Raw genomic sequence first — 21335 nt, forward strand, 5'->3', positions numbered from 1 at the left:
CTCGCTCCTACAAGGGATCGGCGTACACCATTCGCTTCTCACCACTCAACAGGCCGAGCGTTAGCTCGCCTGCAGCTCTTGATCTTGATCCACCCGCCCCTTTCGGGAGGCTGAGTGGAGGTGTTCATCCGGGGAGTGGCGCGCAGCGCCGTTCGACGCAGTCGAACACGCTGCATGTAGGTGCAGCGAAGCCAACCGGAGGGCAGTGTCCCCGGATGGATACCGGAGCGAAGGAACGCCGAGCCTAAGCGAGGGGCCGGACGCTTGGGGCGAGACCTTTTGGTTCCTTTTGGGGCGTTTGCCAAAAGGGACTCGCCGTAAGGGCGAAACCCTAAGCGGCCGTTACCGCAGAAATGGATATGTACACCTCAAAGAGATAGGTCGGCTGTCAGGCCGCCTTCGCGAGCAAGCCCGCTCCCACAGTTGGATGGTGTACATCTGGGGGAGACTGGTCGGCTGTCAGGCCGCCAAGGTCAAAAACATCACAGACTAAAGCCCCAAACTGACAGCGCCGTCAGTTAGCAGTCACCTTCCTGACGGCCGAACAGGTTTATAAAGGAAGGTACAAACCAGACCCGACTCCCGACCACCCAGCCCGGCGCCCCACTCGCATGCGAATTCAGAAAAAAACCGCCTTGATCGCAGGTCTGCTGATTGCCCTGGCAGCGGGAGGCGCGTGGTACGCCACCAAACCCGCCACCGCCAAACTCGCCGCGCCCACAGCAATCCCGGTCCGAGTCGTCAGCGTCACCGAAAAAGACGTCCCCCGCTACGTCAGCGGCATCGGCTCGGTCCTGTCCCTGCACAGCGTAGTGGTCCGCCCGCAAATCGACGGCATCCTCACCAAAATCCTGGTCAAAGAAGGCCAACTGGTGAACAAAGGCGACCTGCTCGCCACCATCGACGACCGCTCGATCCGCGCCAGCCTCGACCAGGCCCGGGCCCAATTGGGCGAAAGCCAGGCGCAACTGCAAGTCGCCCTGGTCAACCTCAAGCGATACAAACTGCTGAGCGTCGACGACGGCGTATCCAAACAGACCTACGACCAGCAACAAGCCCTGGTCAATCAACTCAAAGCCACCGCCCAAGGCAATCAGGCGTCAATCGATGCCGCTCAGGTGCAGCTTTCCTACACACAGATTCGCTCCCCGGTCACCGGCCGCGTCGGCATTCGCACAGTCGACGAAGGCAACTTCCTGCGCATGACCGACGCCCAAGGCCTGTTCACCGTGACCCAGATCGACCCGATCGCCGTCGAGTTCTCCCTGCCGCAGCAAATGCTGCCGACCCTGCAAGGCCTGATCGGCGACCCGCAACGGGCGCAAGTGAAAGCCTACATCGGCGCCGACACCGACGGTGAAACCGGCAACCTGCTGGGCGAAGGGCACCTGACCTTGATCGACAACCAGATCAACGCTAACACCGGGACCATCCGCGCCAAGGCAGAATTCAATAACGCAGGGCAGAAACTCTGGCCGGGCCTGCTGGTAACGGTAAAAATTCAGACAGCACTGGATAAAGATGCGCTGGTGGTCCCGCCCACCGTCGTACAGCGTGGTCTCGATCAACATTTCGTGTACCGGGTCAACGGCGACAAAGTCGAAACCGTCACCGTACAAATGGTCCACCAAGGCAGCGGCCAGGACATCATCAAAGGCGTGAAACCGGGCGATGTGCTGGTCAGCGACGGCCAATCGCGGCTCAAACCCGGCTCGACCGTGCAGGTGCTGACCGAACCGCCGCAAGTGGTGCAATCGGAGTCGAAGCCATGAAGACCCACGGTGGGGTTTCGGCGTGGTGCATCGATCATCCTGTAGCGACGATCCTGCTGACCTTTGCTCTGGTATTGCTCGGCGTCATCGCCTTCCCGCGCCTGCCGATTGCGCCGTTGCCGGAAGCCGAATTCCCCACCATTCAGGTCGCCGCGCAATTGCCCGGCGCCAGCCCCGAGACCATGGCTTCCTCGGTGGCCACGCCGCTTGAAGTGCAATTCAGCGCCATCCCCGGCGTGACCCAGATGACCTCGAGCAGCGCCCTCGGCTCGACCAACCTGACCCTGCAGTTCACCCTCGACAAAAGCATCGACACCGCCGCCCAGGAAGTGCAGGCCGCGATCAACACCGCCGCCGGCAAACTGCCCAAGGACATGCCGAACCTGCCGACGTGGCGCAAGGTCAACCCGGCCGATAGCCCGGTGCTGATTCTCAGCATCAACTCAACCTTGATGCCCGGTCCCGAACTCAGCGACCTGGTGGAAACCCTGCTCTCGCGTCAGATTAGTCAGATCGACGGCGTAGGCCAGATCAACATCACCGGTCAGCAACGTCCGGCGATCCGCGTTCAGGCCTCGGCCGACAAACTCGCTGCTATTGGCCTGACGCTGGCGGATATTCGCCTGGCCATCCAGAACACCAGCCTCAACCTGGCCAAAGGTGCGTTGTACGGTGAGTCGAGCATTTCGACGTTGTCGACCAACGACCAGTTGTTCCACCCGGACGAATACAGCCAGCTCATCGTTTCCTACAAGGACGGTGCTCCGGTTCACCTCAAGGATGTCGCCAAAGTCGTCAACGGTTCGGAAGATGCCTACGTGCAAGCCTGGGCCGGTGATAAACCGGGGGTGAACCTGGTGATATCCCGGCAACCGGGCGCCAACATCGTCGCAACCGTGGACCGTATTCAAGCCGCCCTGCCCGGCCTCGAAGCGATGCTGCCGGCCTCGGTTCAGGTCAAGGTGCTGGTCGACCGCACCCAGACCATCCGCGCCTCGCTGCATGAGGTGGAAATCACCCTGCTGATCGCGATCATGCTGGTGGTGGCGGTGATGGCGTTGTTCCTGCGCCAGTGGTCGGCGACCCTGATCGTGTCCGCCGTGCTGGGTGTTTCACTGGTCGCCAGTTTCGCCTTGATGTACATCATGGGCTTCAGCCTGAACAACCTGACGCTGGTGGCGATCGTGGTGGCCGTGGGGTTTGTGGTCGACGATGCGATTGTGGTGGTGGAGAACATTCACCGTCACCTCGAGGCCGGCGACGGCATGCGCGAAGCGGCGATCAAAGGCGCCGGCGAGATCGGTTTTACCGTGGTCTCGATCAGTTTCTCGCTGGTGGCGGCATTCATTCCGCTGCTGTTCATGGGTGGCGTGGTCGGGCGGCTGTTCAAGGAGTTCGCCCTGACCGCCACCTCGACGATCATGATTTCGGTGGTGGTCTCGCTGACATTGGCGCCAACCCTGGCCGCGCTGTTCATGCGCGCGCCGGTGCACCACGCCCACAGCAAACCCACGTTCGGCGAACGCTTGCTGGCCGGCTACGAAAAACTGCTGCGCCGCGCCCTCGACCATCAGAAATTGATGATCGGTGTGTTCTGCGTGTCGCTGGGCCTGGCGATTGCCGGTTACATCTTTATCCCCAAGGGGTTCTTCCCGGTGCAGGACACCGGTTTTGTCCTCGGCACCACCGAAGCCGCTGCCGACATTTCCTACGGCGACATGGTGAAAAAACACTTGGCGATGGCCGAAATCGTCGCCGCGGATCCCGCAGTTGCGGCGTTTTCCCATTCGGTGGGCGTGTCGGGCAGTAACCAGACCATCGCCAACGGCCGCTTCTGGATTTCCCTGAAAAAACGCGGAGACCGCGACGTCTCGGCCAGCCAGTTCATCGACCGGATCCGTCCGCAACTGATGAAAGTCCCGGGCATCGTCCTCTACCTGCGCGCCGGCCAGGACATCAACCTCAGCTCTGGCCCGAGCCGCGCGCAGTACCAATACGTGCTCAAGAGCAACGACGGCGCGACCCTCAGCACCTGGACCCAGCGCCTCACGGAAAAACTGCGCAGTAACCCGGCGTTCCGTGACATTTCCAACGACCTGCAGCTGGGCGGCAGCATCACCCACATCAGCATCGACCGCAGCGCCGCCGCGCGTTTCGGCCTCACCGCCAGCGATGTCGATGAAGCGCTGTACGACGCTTTCGGCCAGCGGCAGATCAATGAGTTCCAGACCCAGATCAACCAGTACAACGTGATTCTGGAACTGGACACCAAACAACGCGGCAAGGCCGAAAGCCTCAACTATTTCTACCTGCGCTCGCCCCTGAGCGGGGAAATGGTGCCGCTGTCGGCGCTGGCGAAATTCGACGCGCCGACCGTCGGCCCGCTGTCCATCGCCCATGACGGCATGTTCCCGGCCGCCAACTTGTCGTTCAACCTGGCGCCCGGCGTGGCGTTGGGCGATGCGGTGATCATGCTCAACCAGGCCAAGGCCGAGATCGGCATGCCGGCGGCCATGAGCGGCAACTTCCAGGGCGCGGCGCAAGCGTTCCAGAGTTCGCTGGCCAGCCAACCATGGCTGATCCTGGCGGCGCTGGTGGCGGTGTACATCATTCTCGGCGTGCTCTACGAGAGCTTCGTGCATCCGCTGACCATCATCTCGACCCTGCCGTCGGCGGGGCTCGGGGCGGTGATCATGCTGTGGATATGCGGCCAGGATTTTTCAATCATGGCGCTGATCGGGCTGGTGTTGCTGATCGGGATCGTGAAGAAAAACGGCATCCTGATGATCGACTTCGCCCTTGAAGCCCAACGCAAGGGCGGCCTGCCGCCGGAAGAGGCAATTTACCAGGCCTGTATCACACGGTTTCGGCCAATCATCATGACCACCCTCGCCGCCCTGCTCGGCGCGCTGCCGCTGATGCTCGGTTACGGCACCGGCGCCGAACTGCGCCAGCCACTGGGGATCGCGGTCGTTGGTGGCTTGCTGGTGAGCCAGGCGCTGACGCTGTTCACCACTCCGGTCATATACTTGTGGCTGGAGCGGCTGTTCCATAAGCCCAAACCCGCACCGATGCCGGCGCTGGCAACCACAGACTGAGGCGGGGTCATGCGCGTTCTGATTATCGAAGACGAAGAAAAAACCGCGGATTATCTGCACCGCGGCCTGACGGAACAGGGTTACACCGTGGACCTCGCGCGCGACGGCGTCGAAGGCCTGCACATGGCGCTGGAAAGCGACTACGCGGTGATCGTCCTCGACGTGATGCTGCCGGGGCTTGATGGCTTCGGCGTATTGCGCGCATTGCGTGCGCGCAAGCAAACCCCGGTGATCATGCTCACCGCCCGCGAGCGTGTCGAAGACCGCATCAAAGGCCTGCGCGATGGTGCCGACGATTACCTCGGCAAACCGTTCTCCTTCCTCGAACTGGTGGCGCGCCTGCAAGCGTTGACCCGGCGCAGCGGCGGTCATGAGCCGGTGCAAGTGAGCATCGCCGACCTGTGGATCGATTTGATCAGCCGCAAAGCCACCCGCGCCGGCACCCGTCTGGACCTGACCGCCAAGGAGTTCTCGCTACTGAGCGTATTGGCTCGTCGGCAAGGTGAAATCCTCTCGAAAACTGCCATCGCCGAAATGGTCTGGGACATCAATTTCGACAGCGACGCCAACGTCGTCGAAGTCGCGATCAAACGCCTGCGGGCCAAGCTCGACGGGCCTTTCGACGAAAAACTGCTGCACACGATCCGGGGCATGGGTTATGTGCTGGAGAGCCGCGGTGTCCAGTAATTCGATTGCTCTGCGCCTTAGCGGGATGTTTACGCTGGTGGCGCTTTTGGTGTTTCTGTTGATCGGCTGGGCCTTGTACCAGCAGGTCGATAAGGGGCTGGGTTTGTTGCCTGAGGCTGAGTTGGACGCGCGCTACAGCGTGCTCGAATCCACGGTCGGGCGTTATGGCACGCCCGAGCATTGGGTGAAGATCAACAACAAGCTCAAGCTGCTGGGCGAAGAAGACAAGCGCATCAGTTTCTGGATCATCAGCGGCGATCCGCACTACGAATACGGCAACCTGACGCCGCAGATCCGCGCCTTTGCCGAAGGGCCGCTGGGGATGCGCGACATGACGTTGCCGGACCAGCCTTATCCGCTGAAAGTGCTGGTCAGCCAGTTCCCGGCCAAGGACCAGCGTCCGCCGCTGCGGTTCATGATCGGCATCGACACCGAGACGTTTTTCCAGACCCAGCATCATCTGCTGATCGCGCTGATCAGCCTGGCAATTGTCGGTGTGCTGCTGGCGTCGGCGCTGGGGTATTGGGTGGCACGGATTGGCCTCAAGCCGTTGATCAAGTTGTCTCAAGAGGCCCAGCGCCTGGCGCCGCCGTTGCGTTCCGGGCGCTTGCGCCTATCGCCTTTACCGCCGGAGCTCAATCAGTTCGTCAATTCGTTCAACTCGACACTGGAGCGGGTCGAGCAGGCCTATTCGCGTCTTGAGTCGTTCAACGCCGACGTCGCCCACGAACTGCGCTCGCCCCTGACCAACCTGATCGGCCAGACCCAGGTCGCGCTGACCCGCGGACGCTCGGCGGAACACTACTTCGAAGTGTTGCAATCGAACCTTGAAGAGCTGGAACGGCTGCGTTCGATCATCAATGACATGCTGTTTCTTGCCAGTGCGGATCAGGGCAGCAAGGCGACCAAACTGACCTCCACCTCGCTGGCCGATGAAGTGGCCACGACCCTGGAATATCTGGATTTCATTCTTGAAGACGCGCAGGTTCAGGTGCAGGTCAGCGGTGATGCGCAGGTGCGGATCGAGATCGCTCATCTGCGCCGGGCGTTGATCAATTTGCTGAGCAATGCGGTGCAGCACACCGGGCCTGGGCAAGTGATCGAGGTGCGGATCGAGGTTGAGGAGCATCAGGTCAGCATCGGGGTGGCGAACCCTGGATCGCCGATTGCCACCGAGCATTTGCCGCGGTTGTTCGAGCGCTTTTATCGGGTGGATGCGTCGCGCAGCAACAGTGGGAACAACCATGGGTTGGGTCTGGCGATCGTCAAGGCGATTGCGTTGATGCATGGCGGGGATGTGTTTGTGCGCAGTGATCACGGCATGAACACCTTTGGCATCCATCTCCCCGTCTGACCCAACCCGGCATTTGGACTGCACGCGGTCCCTGTAGCAGTTGCCGAGCAGCGCGAGGCTGCGTTCGGCTGCGAAGCAGTCGTAAACCCTGAATACGCGGTCTATCTGACAGACCGCATCGCCTGATTTCACGACGGCTTCGTCCGACCGCGGCCCGCACCGAACGCAGCCTCGCGCTGCTCGACAGCTGCTACATGTATTGCGTCGCCCTGGCTACTGTTGCTTTAAGCGCAACAGTCCTTTCAAGAATCCGCTCTTTTTCCCCTCTCCAATCCCCCTTATCGTTGCCGCACCAAACAGCACTTGCCAAGCAAGAAGGTTTTAAAGATGTCCAACACTATGGGTATTGCCAGCGCTTTCGTTTTGTCCTCTTTGTTCCTGTCTCCGTTCGCCATGGCTGAAGAATCGCCGGCCTTCGTCGCGCAAAATGTAGCGCGCGCCTCTGCGTATGAAGAATATCAGAGCGAAATGACGGCCAAGGCTCAGGACGCTGCGCAAACCCCTCAAGCGTCCACCTCTGCCACCCGGCCACAGGTTGAGAAAGACAGCTGATCCCGCGTATTCGCTTCTTTTCCCTCGACACTTTTCATTGGCTCTTTCCTTTGAAAAGTTGTCTTCAAAGCCGCTGCTATCAGCGGCTTTTTTTCGTTGTGGTTTAAACGCCGTCCGATTCGTCTTCACTAACAAGAAACATTTTGCACTTCAAGAACATGAAGTGCCTGGTTGACCCAAGGAGCTTTACCGCAAGTGCGTTTCCCTCTCCGCTTCACCCCGCTGTTCATTGCAATCGCTGCAACGATACCCGCCGCCGCCCACGCTGCCGACGAATCCAGCCACGAAGGTTTTGTGGAAGGTTCGAGCCTCAACCTCAATGCCCGCAACTACTACATGAACCGTAACCGTCTGCAGCAGGCGGACGACAACATCGAATGGGGCCAGGGTTTCCTGGGTATCTTTGAATCGGGTTTCACCCAAGGCACCGTCGGGTTCGGCGTTGATGCCCACGCCATGCTCGGGCTCAAGCTCGACGGCGGTGGCGGCACGGATGGCTCGAGCATCCTGCCGATCAGCGATGGCAATGGCAAAGCGCCGGGGTCGTTCTCGACGGCGGGTGGCACGCTGAAAATGCGCGCCTTTGATACCGAACTGAAGGCCGGCGACCTGTTCCTCGCCAACCCGGTGATTGCCGGTGGCGAGACCCGCATGCTGCCGCAGACCTTTCGTGGCGTCAGCCTGACCAACCACAGCTTCGACGGCTTCCTGATCGAAGGTGGCCAGGCGAGCTTCACCAAACCGTACAACCAGAGCGGTCACACCCGCATCGGCACCTCCTACGGCAGCCTGGCAGACGGCGACGACAGTCAGCACCTGAATTGGGCCGGCGTGGCCTGGAGCGGCTTGCCGGGACTGACCAGCAGTCTCTACGCTTCCGAGCTCAAGGACATCTGGAACCAGTATTACTACGACCTGGATTACACCTACGCGCTGAACGATCTGGTCAGCCTCAACCCGGGCCTGCACTTCTATCACACGCAGGACACCGGCGATGCGCTGCTGGGCAACATCGACAACGACACGTACAGCCTGCATTTCACCGTTGGCGTGGGCAATCACAGCGTTACCGCGGCGTATCAGCGGGTCAACGGCAACACCCCATTCGACTACATCAGCCAAGGTGACAGCGTCTTCCTCGACAACTCCCAGCAGTATTCGGACTTCAACGGCCCGAACGAGCGCTCGTGGAAACTCAAGTACGCCTACGACTTTGCCGGCCTCGGCCTCCCCGGCCTGACGTCGGCGTTGTCCTACTCCAGGGGCGAACTGGACCTGACCAAAGTTGATCCGGACAGCCGTGGTTACGCCTCGTGGTACAGCGCCGACGGCAAAAACGCCAGCCACTGGGAACGCGACATTGATTTGAAGTACGTGGTCCAGGGCGGCAAGGCCAAGGACCTGGCGGTTCGCCTGCAATGGGCCACCAACCGTGGCGGCAATGGCTACGGCGCGCTGGATCAGGATACCGATGAATACCGGGTGATCGTCGACTACCCACTGAATGTCTTCTAAGCTTTATTAAGCAAAAGGCCAGCATGTTTTGCTGGCCTTTTTTTTATCCGGCATTTATACAAGCGCTCTGGACGCAACCGGTTTCTGGGACTCTGCCCGATTCTTGTAAAAAACTTTCATAACGCCTTATTTGCAGAAGTCAGAACCATGAGTGTGAGCAGTGTGAAATCTCAAGACCCGATCGTCTCGACACGATCGGAGCGACTTCTGGTTCTCGGCAGTGTGCTGTTGGTGATTGCGATACTCAGCATCGTGACCTTCCTGCTGATACGTGAGCGCGCCAACGCCGAATTGTCCGCCGCTCGTGCCGCCAACAATATCGTGCAATTGATCGACGCCGACGTGCTGCGCAATGTCGAACTCTATGATATTTCCCTGCTGGGGTTGATCGCCGCCTCCCAGCGAGAAGATCTCAAGAGCGTTTCTCCAGCCATTCGCCATATGGCCTATTTCGACCGTGCCACTGCCGCGCCGTACAAGGGCAACATTTTGTTGCTCGACAACAAGGGCGACGTGATCGCCGACTCGGCGTCGGTGGAACCCAGGCAAGGCAACTTCGCCGACCGCGAATACTTTCAGTCTCACGTGAACAACCCGGACCCGGGGATGTTCATCAGCCCCCCCTTCAGAGCCAGGTTGCCCGAACAGGATTGGCGTATCAGTTTCAGTCGACGGGTGAGCGGCTCCCAGGGTGAGTTTCTGGGGGTCGCGGAAGCCGCCATGCGGTTGAGTTACTTCGATCAGTTGTTCAACAGCTTGAGCATCGGCCGCGACAGCACAGTCAATCTGATCAGCAAGAACGGGATTCTCCTGGCCCAGCAACCCCGCCTGGCCGAAGAGCTGATTGGCAAGGATTTCAGTAACCGCCCCAATTTCCAGCGCATCGTCAAAGAAGGCAACGGCAGCTTCACCAGCATGTCCGATCGATACCGCGACAAGCGCCTGTATACCTTCTCCAAGGTCGGAAATTTGCCGTTGATCGTCATCGTTGCGCTGTCCAGTGATGAAGTCTTTTCGGCCTGGAAGCGCACCGCTGTAGTGGTCAGCTCTGCAACCGTTGCCTTGTGCGTGAGCCTGCTGTGGCTGACGTGGTTGCTCCGCCGGGAATTACGCAGGCGTCACCACGCCGAACACGAGCTGGCGCAACTGGCCGCCACCGATGCGTTGACGGGGCTGGCCAACCGCCGAACGCTGGATCAAGCCCTGCGCCACGAATGGTTCCGCGCCCAGCGTTCCGGCATGCCGTTGTCGGTGCTGATGGTCGATGCTGACCATTTCAAGGCGTTCAACGACCTCCATGGCCATCAGGCCGGCGACGAAGCGCTGCGTTCGTTGGCCAACGTCATCACCGCCCACGTCAGACGACCGGCGGACCTGGCTGCCCGTTACGGCGGCGAAGAGTTTTCGGTGATCCTGGCGGAAACCGATAGCGCAGGTGCGCGGCAGCTTGCCGAAAACATCCGCAAGGCGGTTGAGCAGTTGCCGATGGTTGAGGGTGCCGAGTCGCCGATGACTGTCAGTATCGGGATCAGCACTTGGACGACGGCGACTGATATCAGCCTGGAGAGTTTGCTGTTTGCGGCGGACAAGGCGCTGTATCAGGCGAAGGAAGGTGGGCGGAATCGGGTGGTTGCTTCTACCTGACGTTTTTGTGGTGTCAGGGCTGGCCTCTTCGCGAGCAAGCCCGCTCCCACAGGGGGACTCAGTTTGATCGTTCCCACGCTCTGCGTGGGAATGCCTCAACGGACGCTCTGCGTTCGGCTCTGAATGGGACGCGGAGCGTCCCGGGCTGCATTCCCACGCAGACGGTTCGACGCCTCGACGTGGGAACGATCGGCATAAAAAAAGGCCACCCGAAGGCAGCCTTTAAAAACTAGAGAGGTTTTTTTACTTACACGGCCGCAACGGGACGCATGTAAGAGATCGGTGCAGTGCTGGCGTCTTCGAAAGTCACGACTTCCCAAGCATCTGTCTGCTCAATCAACTTGCGCAGCAGCTGGTTGTTCAATGCATGTCCGGACTTGAAGCCCTTGAACTCACCAATCAGGCTATTGCCCAGCAGGTAGAGGTCACCAATTGCATCGAGGATCTTGTGCTTCACGAATTCGTCTTCATAGCGAAGGCCGTCTTCGTTCAGTACACCATCCGCGTCGACCACAATAGCGTTTTCAACGCTGCCGCCGAGTGCGAGGTTGTGCTTGCGCAGGTACTCGATGTCACTCATGAAACCAAAGGTACGGGCGCGGCTGACTTCTTTTACGAACGAAGTGCTGGAAAAATCCACGCTTGCACTTTGTGTGCGGTCACGGAAAACCGGGTGATCGAAATCGATCTCGAAGCTCACTTTGAAACCTTCGAAAGGGACGAAAGTGGCGCGCTTGTCGCCGTCTTCCACTGTCACTTCCCGCAGGATCCGGATGAACTTCTTGGCGGCGTCCTGTTCTTCCAGGCCCGCCGACTGAATCAGAAATACGAAGGGTCCAGCGCTACCATCCATGATCGGGACTTCAGACGCGGAGAGCTCGACGTAGGCGTTATCGATGCCCAGGCCAGCCATGGCCGAGAGCAAGTGCTCCACCGTATCCACTTTGGTGTCACCACTGACCAATGTGGTCGACATCGTGGTTTCACCAACGTTTTCCGCGCGGGCAGGAATCTGCACGACCGGATCGAGGTCGGCACGAACAAACACAATGCCGGTGTCGATAGGTGCAGGCTTGAGGGTCAGGTAAACCTTTTCCCCGGAGTGCAGGCCTACACCTGTAGCACGGATAATATTTTTCAGTGTGCGTTGTTTAATCATGGCTTGGGCCGCTTCAGCGCAAATTGCGAACTGGTATCAACAAAGGCTGGCGATAATAGCAGACCAGACCTTTGCTGAACACCAATCACCTTCATAGCCCTGATACATTCCATCAATCAGCCTGACGACGCAGGAATGCCGGGATGTCCAGGTAATCCAGATCATCTTGCGGATTCATCTTCGCGGCAGTCGCAGCACCGGCCTGAGCCTGGTTGCGCATGACGGTCGGACGGTCCAGATCACGGTAGTTCACGGCAGGAGCTTCCTGACGAGCGGACACCTGCTGCTGAGGCTGGGAAGCCACGGAAGTGTGCATGGTGTTGTCGATAACCTTCACAGGCTTCTCGATTTTCGCGCCCAGACCGGTAGCAACCACAGTCACGTGCAGCTCGTCGCGCATGTCCGGATCGATAACGGTACCGACCTTGACCATCGCGTGCTCGGAAGCGAAGGCTTCGATGATGCTACCCACGTCGGAGTACTCACCCAGGGACAGGTCAGGACCGGCGGTGATGTTCACCAGGATGCCGCGTGCACCTTGCAGGTTCACGTCTTCCAGCAACGGGTTGCGAATGGCCGCTTCGGTGGCCTCACGTGCACGGTTCGGACCGCTGGCGCAGCCAGTGCCCATCATCGCCATGCCCATTTCGCTCATCACGGTCCGTACGTCGGCAAAGTCGACGTTGATCATGCCCGGACGCTTGATGATATCGGAGATACCGCGAACGGCACCCGCCAGTACGTCGTCGGCCTTGGCGAATGCGGACAGCAGGCTTGCGTCCTTGCCAAGGATGGTCAGCAGCTTCTCGTTGGGAATGGTGATCAACGAGTCGACGCTTTCAGACAGCAGACGGATACCTTCGTCGGCGATCTGCATGCGCTTGCGGCCTTCGAACGGGAACGGACGAGTCACCACCGCAACGGTGAGAATTCCCATTTCCTTGGCCACTTCAGCAATGATTGGCGCAGCACCGGTACCGGTACCACCGCCCATGCCTGTGGTGATGAACACCATATTGGTGCCCTGCAGGACTTCGGCAATGCGCTCACGGTCTTCGAGAGCGGCCTGACGACCTACTTCAGGGTTGGCGCCGGCGCCCAGACCTTTGGTCACACCGGTACCCAGTTGCAGGATGGTCCGCGCGCCGATGGATTTCAGCGCCTGGGCATCAGTGTTGGCGCAGATGAATTCAACGCCTTCAATGTTGCTCTTGACCATGTGGTTGACAGCGTTGCCGCCGCCTCCGCCAACACCGATAACTTTGATTACCGGGCTTGCGGGGATGTTGTCTACGAGTTCGAACATTTTCCCTCTCCTTTCATTTCTCTAGTTTTTTCGCCTACTGCCTGTATCTACAACGGTGCTGCGGTAAATCTTTAGAAATTGCCTTGTACCCAGCTCTTGAAGCGATCGAGCAAGGCGACTTTCGGTTCTTCATTGCTGTAGCTGTCGCGGCTGCTGATGCCCGAGAACGAAATCCCGTCGGACTGCTTCTGCAGGCCGTACATCAACAGGCCAACGCCAGTGGAATAAATCGGGTTGCGTACCACGTCGTCCAGGCCCTTGACGCCATGGGGCACGCCCAGGCGGACCGGCATGTGGAAGATCTCTTCGGCCAGTTCGACCGCGCCTTCCATTTTCGAGGTACCGCCGGTCAGCACGATGCCGGCCGGGATCAGGTCTTCGTAGCCGCTGCGACGCAGTTCGGCCTGGATCAGCGTGAACAGCTCGTCGTAGCGCGGCTCGACCACTTCGGCCAGGGCCTGGCGGGACAGCTCGCGCGGTGGACGGTCGCCAACGCTTGGCACCTTGATGGTTTCACCGGCACCGGCCAGCTTGGCCAGGGCGCAGGCGTAGCGAATCTTGATTTCTTCGGCGTACTGGGTCGGGGTGCGCAACGCCATGGCGATGTCGTTGGTCACCTGATCGCCCGCAATCGGGATCACCGCGGTGTGACGGATCGCGCCTTCGGTGAAGATCGCGATGTCGGTGGTGCCGCCGCCGATGTCCACCAGGCACACGCCCAGCTCTTTTTCGTCGTCGGTCAGGACCGAATAGGCCGAAGCCAGTTGCTCGAGAATGATGTCGTCGATTTCCAGGCCGCAGCGACGCACGCATTTCTCAATGTTCTGTGCAGCGTTGACGGCGCAGGTCACCACATGAACCTTGGCTTCCAGACGGACGCCCGACATGCCCAGCGGCTCACGAACGCCTTCCTGGTTATCGATCACGTAATCCTGCGGCAAGGTGTGCAGCACGCGCTGGTCAGCCGGAATCGCCACGGCCTGGGCGGCGTCGAGGACGCGCTCAAGGTCGGCGGAGCTGACTTCGCGATCACGAATCGCCACGATGCCGTGGGAGTTCAGGCTGCGGATGTGATTGCCCGCCACGCCGACGAACGCCGAGTGGATCCGGCAACCGGCCATCAGCTGCGCTTCTTCGATTGCGCGCTGGATCGATTGCACGGTGGACTCGATGTTCACCACCACGCCTTTCTTCAGGCCACGGGACGGATGAGTGCCGATCCCGACGATTTCCAGCGTGCCGTCGTCCGAGACCTCGCCGACCAGCGCCACCACCTTGGAGGTGCCGATATCGAGACCGACGATCATTTTGCCGCTTTGCACGTTTGCCATGGGTCCTGCCTCTTCTTAATTCTTCGCGACAGCGGGTTGGGCTGTCGTGGGCGCTACAGGTTCCCGCCAGCCAACAGCAAGGCCGTTGGCGTAGCGCAGATCGATGCGCGCAATGTTCGTAATCTGTTCTTTAAGCGTCTTGTCGTAGATGGCAATGAAGCGGCGCATCTTTTCCACCAGCTTGCCGCGTCCCAGCAGCAGTTCGATCCCCGGGCCCGCGCTGCCGGCACCGGTGGTCAGGAACCAGCTGCCTCGTTCACGCAACTCCAGGCGTGCAATCGAGAAGCCCATCGGCCTGAGCATCTGGCTCAGCACCTGGTATTGCTGCATCACTTGCTGTTGTGCCCGTTGTGGGCCGAACAGCTGTGGCAAGTGTTCATAGTTCGCCAGCTCACGCGGGGTGAACGCCTGGCCCTGGTTGTTCAACAGCGATTCATCGCCCCAACGGGCCACCGGCAGTTGTTCTTCCAGGCGGATCACCACTTGATCCGGCCACACCCTGCGCACTTCGGCGTGGGCAATCCATGGCATCGTTTCAAGCTCGGTGCGCATGCTCTCCAGGTCGATGGTGAAGAAGCTCGACGCCACATACGGGGCAATCCGCTGCTGCACCGCTTGCTGGCTGATGTAACTCAAGTCGCCCTGCACCGCGATTTTGCTGATCGGCCGGTCGGCGTACGGCAGCAAACGCTGTGCGCCTTCGTAAGTACCGAACCCCAGCGCCACCAACAGCACCGGCCAGAACAGGCTTTTCAGAAAGCCGAAATTGGCTTTCGGCAGGCGCGCAGACATCGGCTCTTTGGCCACCATTCGGCTGGCACCCCGAGGCACCGGCTTGCGGCCGGGTGCTGGAGGGGGCTGATGTCTCAGCTGTGCGCCTTGCATGGTCTTAACCTCGTGGCTCAATGCTTGCGGCCAGAATCGCCAGAACCAGTTGCTGGAAATCCAGACCGGCAGCACGGGCCGCCATCGGCACCAGGCTGTGGTCGGTCATGCCCGGTGCGGTGTTGACTTCCAGGAACCAGAACTGCCCGTCGGCGTCCTGCATCACGTCTGCCCTGCCCCAACCGGCGATACCCAGCGCCTCACAGGCTTTCGCCGTGAGGTCCATCAGTTCTTTTTCTTTGTTGCTGTCCAGGCCACACGGAATCCGGTACTGGGTATCGGAAGCCACGTACTTGGCGTCGTAGTCGTAGAAGCTGTGCGTGGTGCCCAGGGCAATCGGTGGCAACACCTGGTCACGCAGGGTGGCGATGGTGAACTCCGGACCTTGAATCCATTGCTCGACCAACACTTGCGAATCGTAGGTACTGGCCGCTTTCCAGGCGTCGATCAATTCCGACGCGGAGGTCACTTTGGCCATCCCGATACTTGAACCTTCATGGGCCGGTTTGACGATCAAAGGGAAGCCCAGTTCCATCGCTGCCGAAATACAATCAGCCTCGGAGCTCAGTACCGCGTGACGTGGCGTCGGAATGCCGAGGCTGTGCCAGACCTGCTTGGTCCGCAGCTTGTCCATGGCCAGTGCCGACGCCAGAATGCCGCTGCCGGTGTACGGAATGCCCAGGCATTCGAGCAGGCCCTGCATGCTGCCGTCTTCACCGCCACGACCGTGGAGGATGACGAAGGCGCGGTCGATCTTTTCGTTCAGCAAACGCTGCAGAAGGTCATCGCCCACATCGAGGCCGAACGCGTCCACACCGGCGCTCAGCAGCGCGTCGAGCACAGCGTTGCCCGACTTCAGGGACACTTCACGCTCGGCACTCTTGCCGCCGAACAGCACGGCGACGCGGCCGAAGTCTTTCGGCGCGACAGTGGAGACGAGGTTGGCGTAGGCAGCAGTCATTTCAACTTCCCCACAGTCGGCGCGGCAACAGCACCCGCGAATAGCGGACTGGCCAACAGTTTCGGAGCGAGACCACCGATATCACCGGCGCCCTGGCACAGCAGGATGTCGCCGGCACGCAGCAGCGGCTTGACCAGCGGCGCGAGATCGACGCCACGCTCGATGTAGATCGGGTCGAGTTGACCGCGCTGACGAATGCTGTTGCACAGCTTGCGGCTGTCGGCGCCCGGGATCGGTTCTTCACCGGCCGGGTAGACTTCCATCAGCAGCAAGACGTTGGCATCGGCCAGTACATTGACGAAATCGTCGTACAGGTCGCGGGTGCGGCTGTAACGGTGCGGCTGGTACACCATCACCAGACGGCGCTCCGGCCAGCCACCGCGTACGGCCTGGATCACGGCTGCGACTTCAGTCGGGTGGTGACCGTAGTCGTCGACCAGCATCACGTTGCCGCCGTCTACCGGCAGTTCGCCGTAGACCTGGAAGCGTCGGCCGACACCCTGGAACCCGGACAGACCCTGGACGATGGCTTCATCGCTGACGCCCTCGTCGGTGGCGATGCAGATGGTTGCCAGCGCGTTCAATACGTTGTGGTTGCCCGGCATGTTCACCGAGACATCCAGCGGCTCGCGATCCGGACGCAGCACGGTGAAGAAGGTCTGCATGCCCTGCTGGCGCACATTGATGGCGCGCACGTCGCAGTCATCACCGAAGCCATAGGTGACCGTCGGGCGTTTCACCAGCGGCAGGATTTCACGCACCACCGGATCGTCCAGGCACACCACCGCCAGACCGTAGAACGGCAGGTTGTGGAGGAACTCGACGAAGGTTTTCTTCAGTTTGTTGAAGTCACCGTCGTAGGTCGCCATGTGGTCGGCGTCTATATTGGTGACCACGGCCACCAGCGGCTGCAAGTGCAGGAAGCTGGCGTCGCTTTCATCCGCTTCGGCGATCAGGTAACGGCTGGTGCCGAGCTGGGCATTGGTGCCCGCGGCATTCAGACGACCACCGATGACGAACGTCGGGTCCAGGCCACCGGCCGCGAACACCGAAGCGATCAGGCTGGTGGTGGTGGTTTTGCCGTGCGTACCGGCGACGGCGATGCCGTGGCGATAGCGCATCAGCTCAGCTAGCATTTCGGCGCGTGGTACCACCGGAATACGTCGTTCCAGCGCGGTGGCGACTTCCGGGTTGGAAGTGTTGACGGCGCTCGACACCACCAGCACGTCGGCGGCAGCGGCGTTCTCGGCACGGTGGCCGATAAAGATCTGCGCGCCAAAGGATTCGAGACGCTCGGTCACCGGCGATGCTTTCAGGTCGGAACCGGACACTTCGTAGCCCAGGTTCAGCAACACTTCGGCGATGCCGCACATGCCCACGCCGCCGATGCCGACGAAGTGGATGCGACGGATGCGGCGCATTTCCGGTTGCGGCATGGCTTTCTGTTTCTCAACCATGGGCCACCTCCAGACAGGTATCGACCACGTTACGGGTTGCATCGGGTTTGGCCAGGCGGCGTGCCGCAGTGGCCATGTCGTTGAGTCGTTGTGGTTGCATCAGGACCTCTGTCAGGCGCGCGGCAAGATCCGCTGCGCCAGTCGTTCTTTGCGGCATCAGGAAGGCAGCGCCTTCACGGGCCAAATAATCGGCGTTGCGGGTCTGGTGATCGTCGATTGCGTGGGGCAAAGGCACCAGCATCGAGGGCAGACCGGCGGCAGCCAGTTCACTGATGGTCAATGCGCCTGCGCGGCACACCACCAGGTCGGCCCAGCCATAGGCTTGGGCCATGTCTTTGATGAAAGGCTGCACTTGCGCCTCGACGCCAGCCGCGCGATAGCGCTCTGCAGTCACTTCATCATGGTTTTTGCCGGCCTGATGAAACACTTCCGGGCGCAGGTCGGGGGCGACTTGCGACAGGGCTTCAGGCAGCAATTTGTTCAACGGCTCTGCGCCCAGGCTTCCGCCCAGGATCAGCAAACGCGCCTTGCGTCCCGCCAGGGCGGGGCGCTGTGTTTCGAGGAACAGCTCGGTGCGCACCGGGTTACCGGTGGTCCGACGGCTGTCCGACAGGGTAAAGGTGTCGGGGAACGCTTCACAGACTCGGGCGGCCAACGGCACCAGCAACCGATTGGCGGTACCGGCCACGGCGTTCTGCTCATGAACGATCACCGGCACACCGGCCAGTTTGGCTGCAACGCCACCAGGGCCGGTCACATAACCACCGAAGCCGACCACACACACCGGCTGCAGCTGACGAATGATCGTCCGCGCCTGCCAGACGGATTTGAGCAACATGAACGGGGCCTTGAGCAGGGACAATTTGCCCTTGCCGCGCAACCCGCTGGCATTGATCCGATGCAGCTCGATCCCGGCCATCGGCACCAGGTCGTTCTCGATCCCGCGCGGTGTTCCGAGCCAGTGCACGGTATAACCCCGGGCCTGGAATTCGCGAGCACAGGCCAGCGCCGGGAACACGTGGCCACCGGTACCGCCCGCCATGATCAAGACGTTAGCGCCCATGGGTCGGCTCCTCGGCGAAGTCGCTCTCATGGAACTCCATCTCTTCGCTGCCCAGGTGGGTTCGACTCTCCCACTCGATGCGCAATAACAAACCGAGACAGGCACCGCAGATCACCAGCGAACTGCCGCCATAACTGAGGAACGGCAGGGTCAGGCCTTTGGTCGGCAGCAGGCCGACGTTCACCCCGATGTTGATCAGGAACTGGCCGATCCACAGGAACGACAGGCCGTACGCGATATAGGCGGCAAAGAATTGCTTGGCCTTTTCGGCCCAATAGCCGATGTACATGCCACGCACACACACGAAGACAAACAGCGCGACCGTGCACAAGGAGCCTATGGCCCCCAGTTCTTCGGCCAGGACCGAGAACACGAAGTCGGTGTGGGCTTCCGGCAGGTAGAACTGTTTCTGCACGCTGTTGCCCAGGCCAACGCCCAGCCATTCGCCGCGACCGAATGCGATCAATGCCTGGGACAACTGATAGCCGGCGCCGAACTGGTCGGCCCACGGATCGGCAAAGTTGGTCAGACGCGCCATTCGATACGGCTGCACTTGAATCAACAGCACCACCGCCCCGACCGCCAGGACCACCATCAAGGAAAAACGGAACAGCCCGACCCCGCCGAGGAACAGCATCGCTGCCGCAGCGCCCATCATGACAACGGTGGCGCCGAAGTCCGGCTCCATCAGCAACAGACCGGCCATGGGCAGCAGCACGATGAACGGCTTGAAAAAGCCCATCCAGCTTTCGCGCACTTCTTTCTGGCGACGCACCAGATAACCGGCGAGGTAGATCACCACGAACACCTTGGCGATCTCGGACGGCTGGACGTTGAAGAAACTGAAGCCGATCCAGCGCATCGAACCGTTCACTTCACGGCCGATCCCCGGGATGATCACCATCACCAGCAAACCGAACGCACCAATCAGCATCAGCCAGCCCAGGCGTTGCCAGGTGGCGATCGGAATCATCATGGTGACGATGCAGGCGCCCAGGCCCAGCACGATGTAGATCAAGTGGCGAATCATGTAGTACAGGGCACTGCCCGACTGCACGGCCGCTACTTCGGTCGAAGCCGAGGCGATCATCACCAGCCCGAGGCCGATCAAGGCCAGGCAACCGGCGAGCATCGGGAAGTCGAGGTCGATGCCGCGCCCGGTGATGATCGGCGACGGATAGGGCTTGATGATATTGAGCAGGCTCATGCCAGTTCCTCCACGGCGCGGACGAACTGATGACCACGGTCTTCGTAATTCTTGAACATGTCGAAACTGGCGCAGGCTGGCGACAACAGCACAACGTCGCCCGGTTGCGCAGCGGCGCGGCATTGCTCAACGGCTTCGACCAGCGAAGCGGCGCGGATCAGCGGCACGGCATCGCCGATGGCCTCACCGATCTTGTCGGAGTCGCGGCCCATCAGGATCACGGCGCGGCAGTTGGCCGCCACCGGATCACGCAGATCATTGAATTCGGCACCCTTGCCATCGCCTCCGGCGATCAGTACGACCTTGCCGTCGATGTCCGCGCCCAGTCCTTCGATGGCCGCCAGTGCGGCGCCGACGTTGGTGGCTTTGGAATCGTTGTAGTAGCCCACGCCATCCAGGTCCCGGACCCATTGGCAACGATGCTCGAGGCCAGCGAAGGTACGCAGGCTCGAGAGCATGGCGTCGAACGGCAGGCCGACGGCGTGACCCAGCGCCAAGGCCGCCAAGGCGTTGGACTGGTTGTGGGCGCCACGAATTTTCAACTCCCGCACCGGCATCAGGTTCTGGAATTCGAACGCGAGGAATTTCTCGCCGTCTTCTTCGCGGATACCAAAGGCCTTGAAATCGGGTTTGCTCAAACCGAAGGTCCAGCACGGCTGGCCCTCGCCCATCAGCGGACGGCTCAAGGCATCCTGACGGTTGACCACAAACTGCTTCGCCCCACGGAAGATCCGGTGCTTGGCCAGGTGATAGGCCGGCAGGCCGCTGTAGCGGTCCATGTGGTCTTCACTGACGTTGAGCACGGTTGCCACTTCGGCGTTGAGCTGATCGGTGGTTTCGAGCTGGAAGCTCGACAGTTCCATCACGTACAACTCGACGTCGTCGTCGAGCAGATCCAGCGCCGGCGTACCGAGGTTGCCACCGACTGCGACACGCTTGCCCGCCGCCACAGCCATCTCGCCGACCAGGGTGGTGACGGTGCTTTTTGCGTTAGAACCACTGATGGCGACAATCGGCGCCTTCGCGTTACGCGCGAACAGCTCGATGTCGCCGGACAATTTCACGCCACGAGACGCAGCAGCCTGCAGGGCCGGGGTCGCCAGCGCCAGGCCGGGGCTCACGTAGAGCTCGTCGGCACGGCACAGGAATTCGACGTCCAGCTCGCCACAACGCACTTCCACGTGCGGATAGTCACGCTTGAGCGTGGCCAGTTCCGGTGGATTTTCCCGCGTATCGGCCACGGCAAACGACGTGCCCCGGTTCGCCAGGAAGCGAACCAGGGACATGCCGCTCTTGCCGAGGCCGACAACGATGCGGAAGTGGTCAGAAGCGATCAGAGACACT

At 60.7% G+C, this 21335-nt stretch carries 16 protein-coding genes; 7 read left to right on the top strand and 9 right to left on the bottom strand.

What is annotated here, in order from left to right; all coding sequences use genetic code 11:
- Positions 1 to 611: 611 nt before the first annotated feature.
- From ACA072_RS23870 to ACA072_RS23900, 7 genes are all read left to right on the top strand, one after another.
- Positions 612 to 1772, top strand: coding sequence for an efflux RND transporter periplasmic adaptor subunit (locus tag ACA072_RS23870; RefSeq protein WP_497621013.1), 1161 nt, complete (start codon positions 612 to 614; stop codon positions 1770 to 1772).
- Positions 1769 to 4870 (top strand): multidrug efflux RND transporter permease subunit, encoded by a 3102-nt coding sequence (locus ACA072_RS23875; RefSeq protein WP_497621015.1) that lies wholly within the window; start codon positions 1769 to 1771, stop codon positions 4868 to 4870. The genes ACA072_RS23870 and ACA072_RS23875 overlap by 4 nt, the downstream gene beginning before the upstream one ends.
- Positions 4871 to 4879: 9 nt before the next feature.
- On the top strand, positions 4880 to 5557 hold the full coding sequence (locus ACA072_RS23880) for a heavy metal response regulator transcription factor (RefSeq protein WP_077044915.1): 678 nt from the start codon (positions 4880 to 4882) through the stop codon (positions 5555 to 5557).
- Complete coding sequence (locus ACA072_RS23885) at positions 5547 to 6911, top strand: heavy metal sensor histidine kinase (protein WP_497621017.1); 1365 nt, start codon at positions 5547 to 5549, stop codon at positions 6909 to 6911. The genes ACA072_RS23880 and ACA072_RS23885 overlap by 11 nt, the downstream gene beginning before the upstream one ends.
- A 327-nt stretch (positions 6912 to 7238) precedes the next feature.
- Positions 7239 to 7463 carry a hypothetical protein gene (locus ACA072_RS23890; protein ID WP_497621019.1) on the top strand — a complete coding sequence of 75 codons (225 nt, stop codon included), beginning with the start codon at positions 7239 to 7241 and terminating at the stop codon, positions 7461 to 7463.
- A 195-nt stretch (positions 7464 to 7658) separates the two neighbouring features.
- Positions 7659 to 8978 (top strand): OprD family porin, encoded by a 1320-nt coding sequence (locus ACA072_RS23895; protein ID WP_497621020.1) that lies wholly within the window; start codon positions 7659 to 7661, stop codon positions 8976 to 8978.
- Positions 8979 to 9125: 147 nt separating this feature from the next.
- Positions 9126 to 10622, top strand: coding sequence for a sensor domain-containing diguanylate cyclase (locus ACA072_RS23900; RefSeq protein WP_497621021.1), 1497 nt, complete (start codon positions 9126 to 9128; stop codon positions 10620 to 10622).
- Positions 10623 to 10869: 247 nt separating this feature from the next.
- On the opposite strand, the gene lpxC is transcribed toward ACA072_RS23900, so the two are convergent.
- The 9 genes from lpxC to murD all read right to left on the bottom strand — a co-directional run bounded on the left by lpxC (position 10870) and on the right by murD (position 21334).
- Positions 10870 to 11781 carry a UDP-3-O-acyl-N-acetylglucosamine deacetylase gene (gene lpxC / locus ACA072_RS23905; RefSeq protein ID WP_095130494.1) on the bottom strand — a complete coding sequence of 304 codons (912 nt, stop codon included), beginning with the start codon at positions 11779 to 11781 and terminating at the stop codon, positions 10870 to 10872.
- 112 nt (positions 11782 to 11893) lie between these two features.
- Complete coding sequence (gene ftsZ / locus ACA072_RS23910; RefSeq protein WP_266017224.1) at positions 11894 to 13087, bottom strand: cell division protein FtsZ; 1194 nt, start codon at positions 13085 to 13087, stop codon at positions 11894 to 11896.
- A 71-nt stretch (positions 13088 to 13158) separates the two neighbouring features.
- Entirely contained in the window at positions 13159 to 14418 is a 1260-nt protein-coding gene (gene ftsA / locus ACA072_RS23915) for a cell division protein FtsA (RefSeq protein ID WP_033061341.1), read from the bottom strand.
- Positions 14419 to 14433: 15 nt separating this feature from the next.
- Positions 14434 to 15303, bottom strand: a complete 870-nt coding sequence (locus ACA072_RS23920; RefSeq protein WP_497621023.1) for a cell division protein FtsQ/DivIB — start codon at positions 15301 to 15303, stop codon at positions 14434 to 14436.
- 4 nt (positions 15304 to 15307) lie between these two features.
- Positions 15308 to 16264 carry a D-alanine--D-alanine ligase gene (locus ACA072_RS23925; protein WP_497621024.1) on the bottom strand — a complete coding sequence of 319 codons (957 nt, stop codon included), beginning with the start codon at positions 16262 to 16264 and terminating at the stop codon, positions 15308 to 15310.
- Positions 16261 to 17721 (bottom strand): UDP-N-acetylmuramate--L-alanine ligase, encoded by a 1461-nt coding sequence (gene murC / locus ACA072_RS23930; protein WP_497621025.1) that lies wholly within the window; start codon positions 17719 to 17721, stop codon positions 16261 to 16263. Before murC ends, ACA072_RS23925 begins: the two co-directional genes overlap by 4 nt.
- Positions 17714 to 18784, bottom strand: coding sequence for an undecaprenyldiphospho-muramoylpentapeptide beta-N-acetylglucosaminyltransferase (gene murG / locus ACA072_RS23935; RefSeq protein ID WP_497621026.1), 1071 nt, complete (start codon positions 18782 to 18784; stop codon positions 17714 to 17716). The genes murC and murG overlap by 8 nt, the downstream gene beginning before the upstream one ends.
- Complete coding sequence (gene ftsW, locus ACA072_RS23940) at positions 18774 to 19991, bottom strand: putative lipid II flippase FtsW (RefSeq protein WP_497621028.1); 1218 nt, start codon at positions 19989 to 19991, stop codon at positions 18774 to 18776. Before ftsW ends, murG begins: the two co-directional genes overlap by 11 nt.
- Complete coding sequence (gene murD / locus ACA072_RS23945; RefSeq protein ID WP_497621030.1) at positions 19988 to 21334, bottom strand: UDP-N-acetylmuramoyl-L-alanine--D-glutamate ligase; 1347 nt, start codon at positions 21332 to 21334, stop codon at positions 19988 to 19990. The genes ftsW and murD overlap by 4 nt, the downstream gene beginning before the upstream one ends.
- Between the last annotated feature and the right edge of the window lies 1 nt (position 21335).

Source organism: Pseudomonas sp. LBUM1656 (assembly GCF_059716065.1).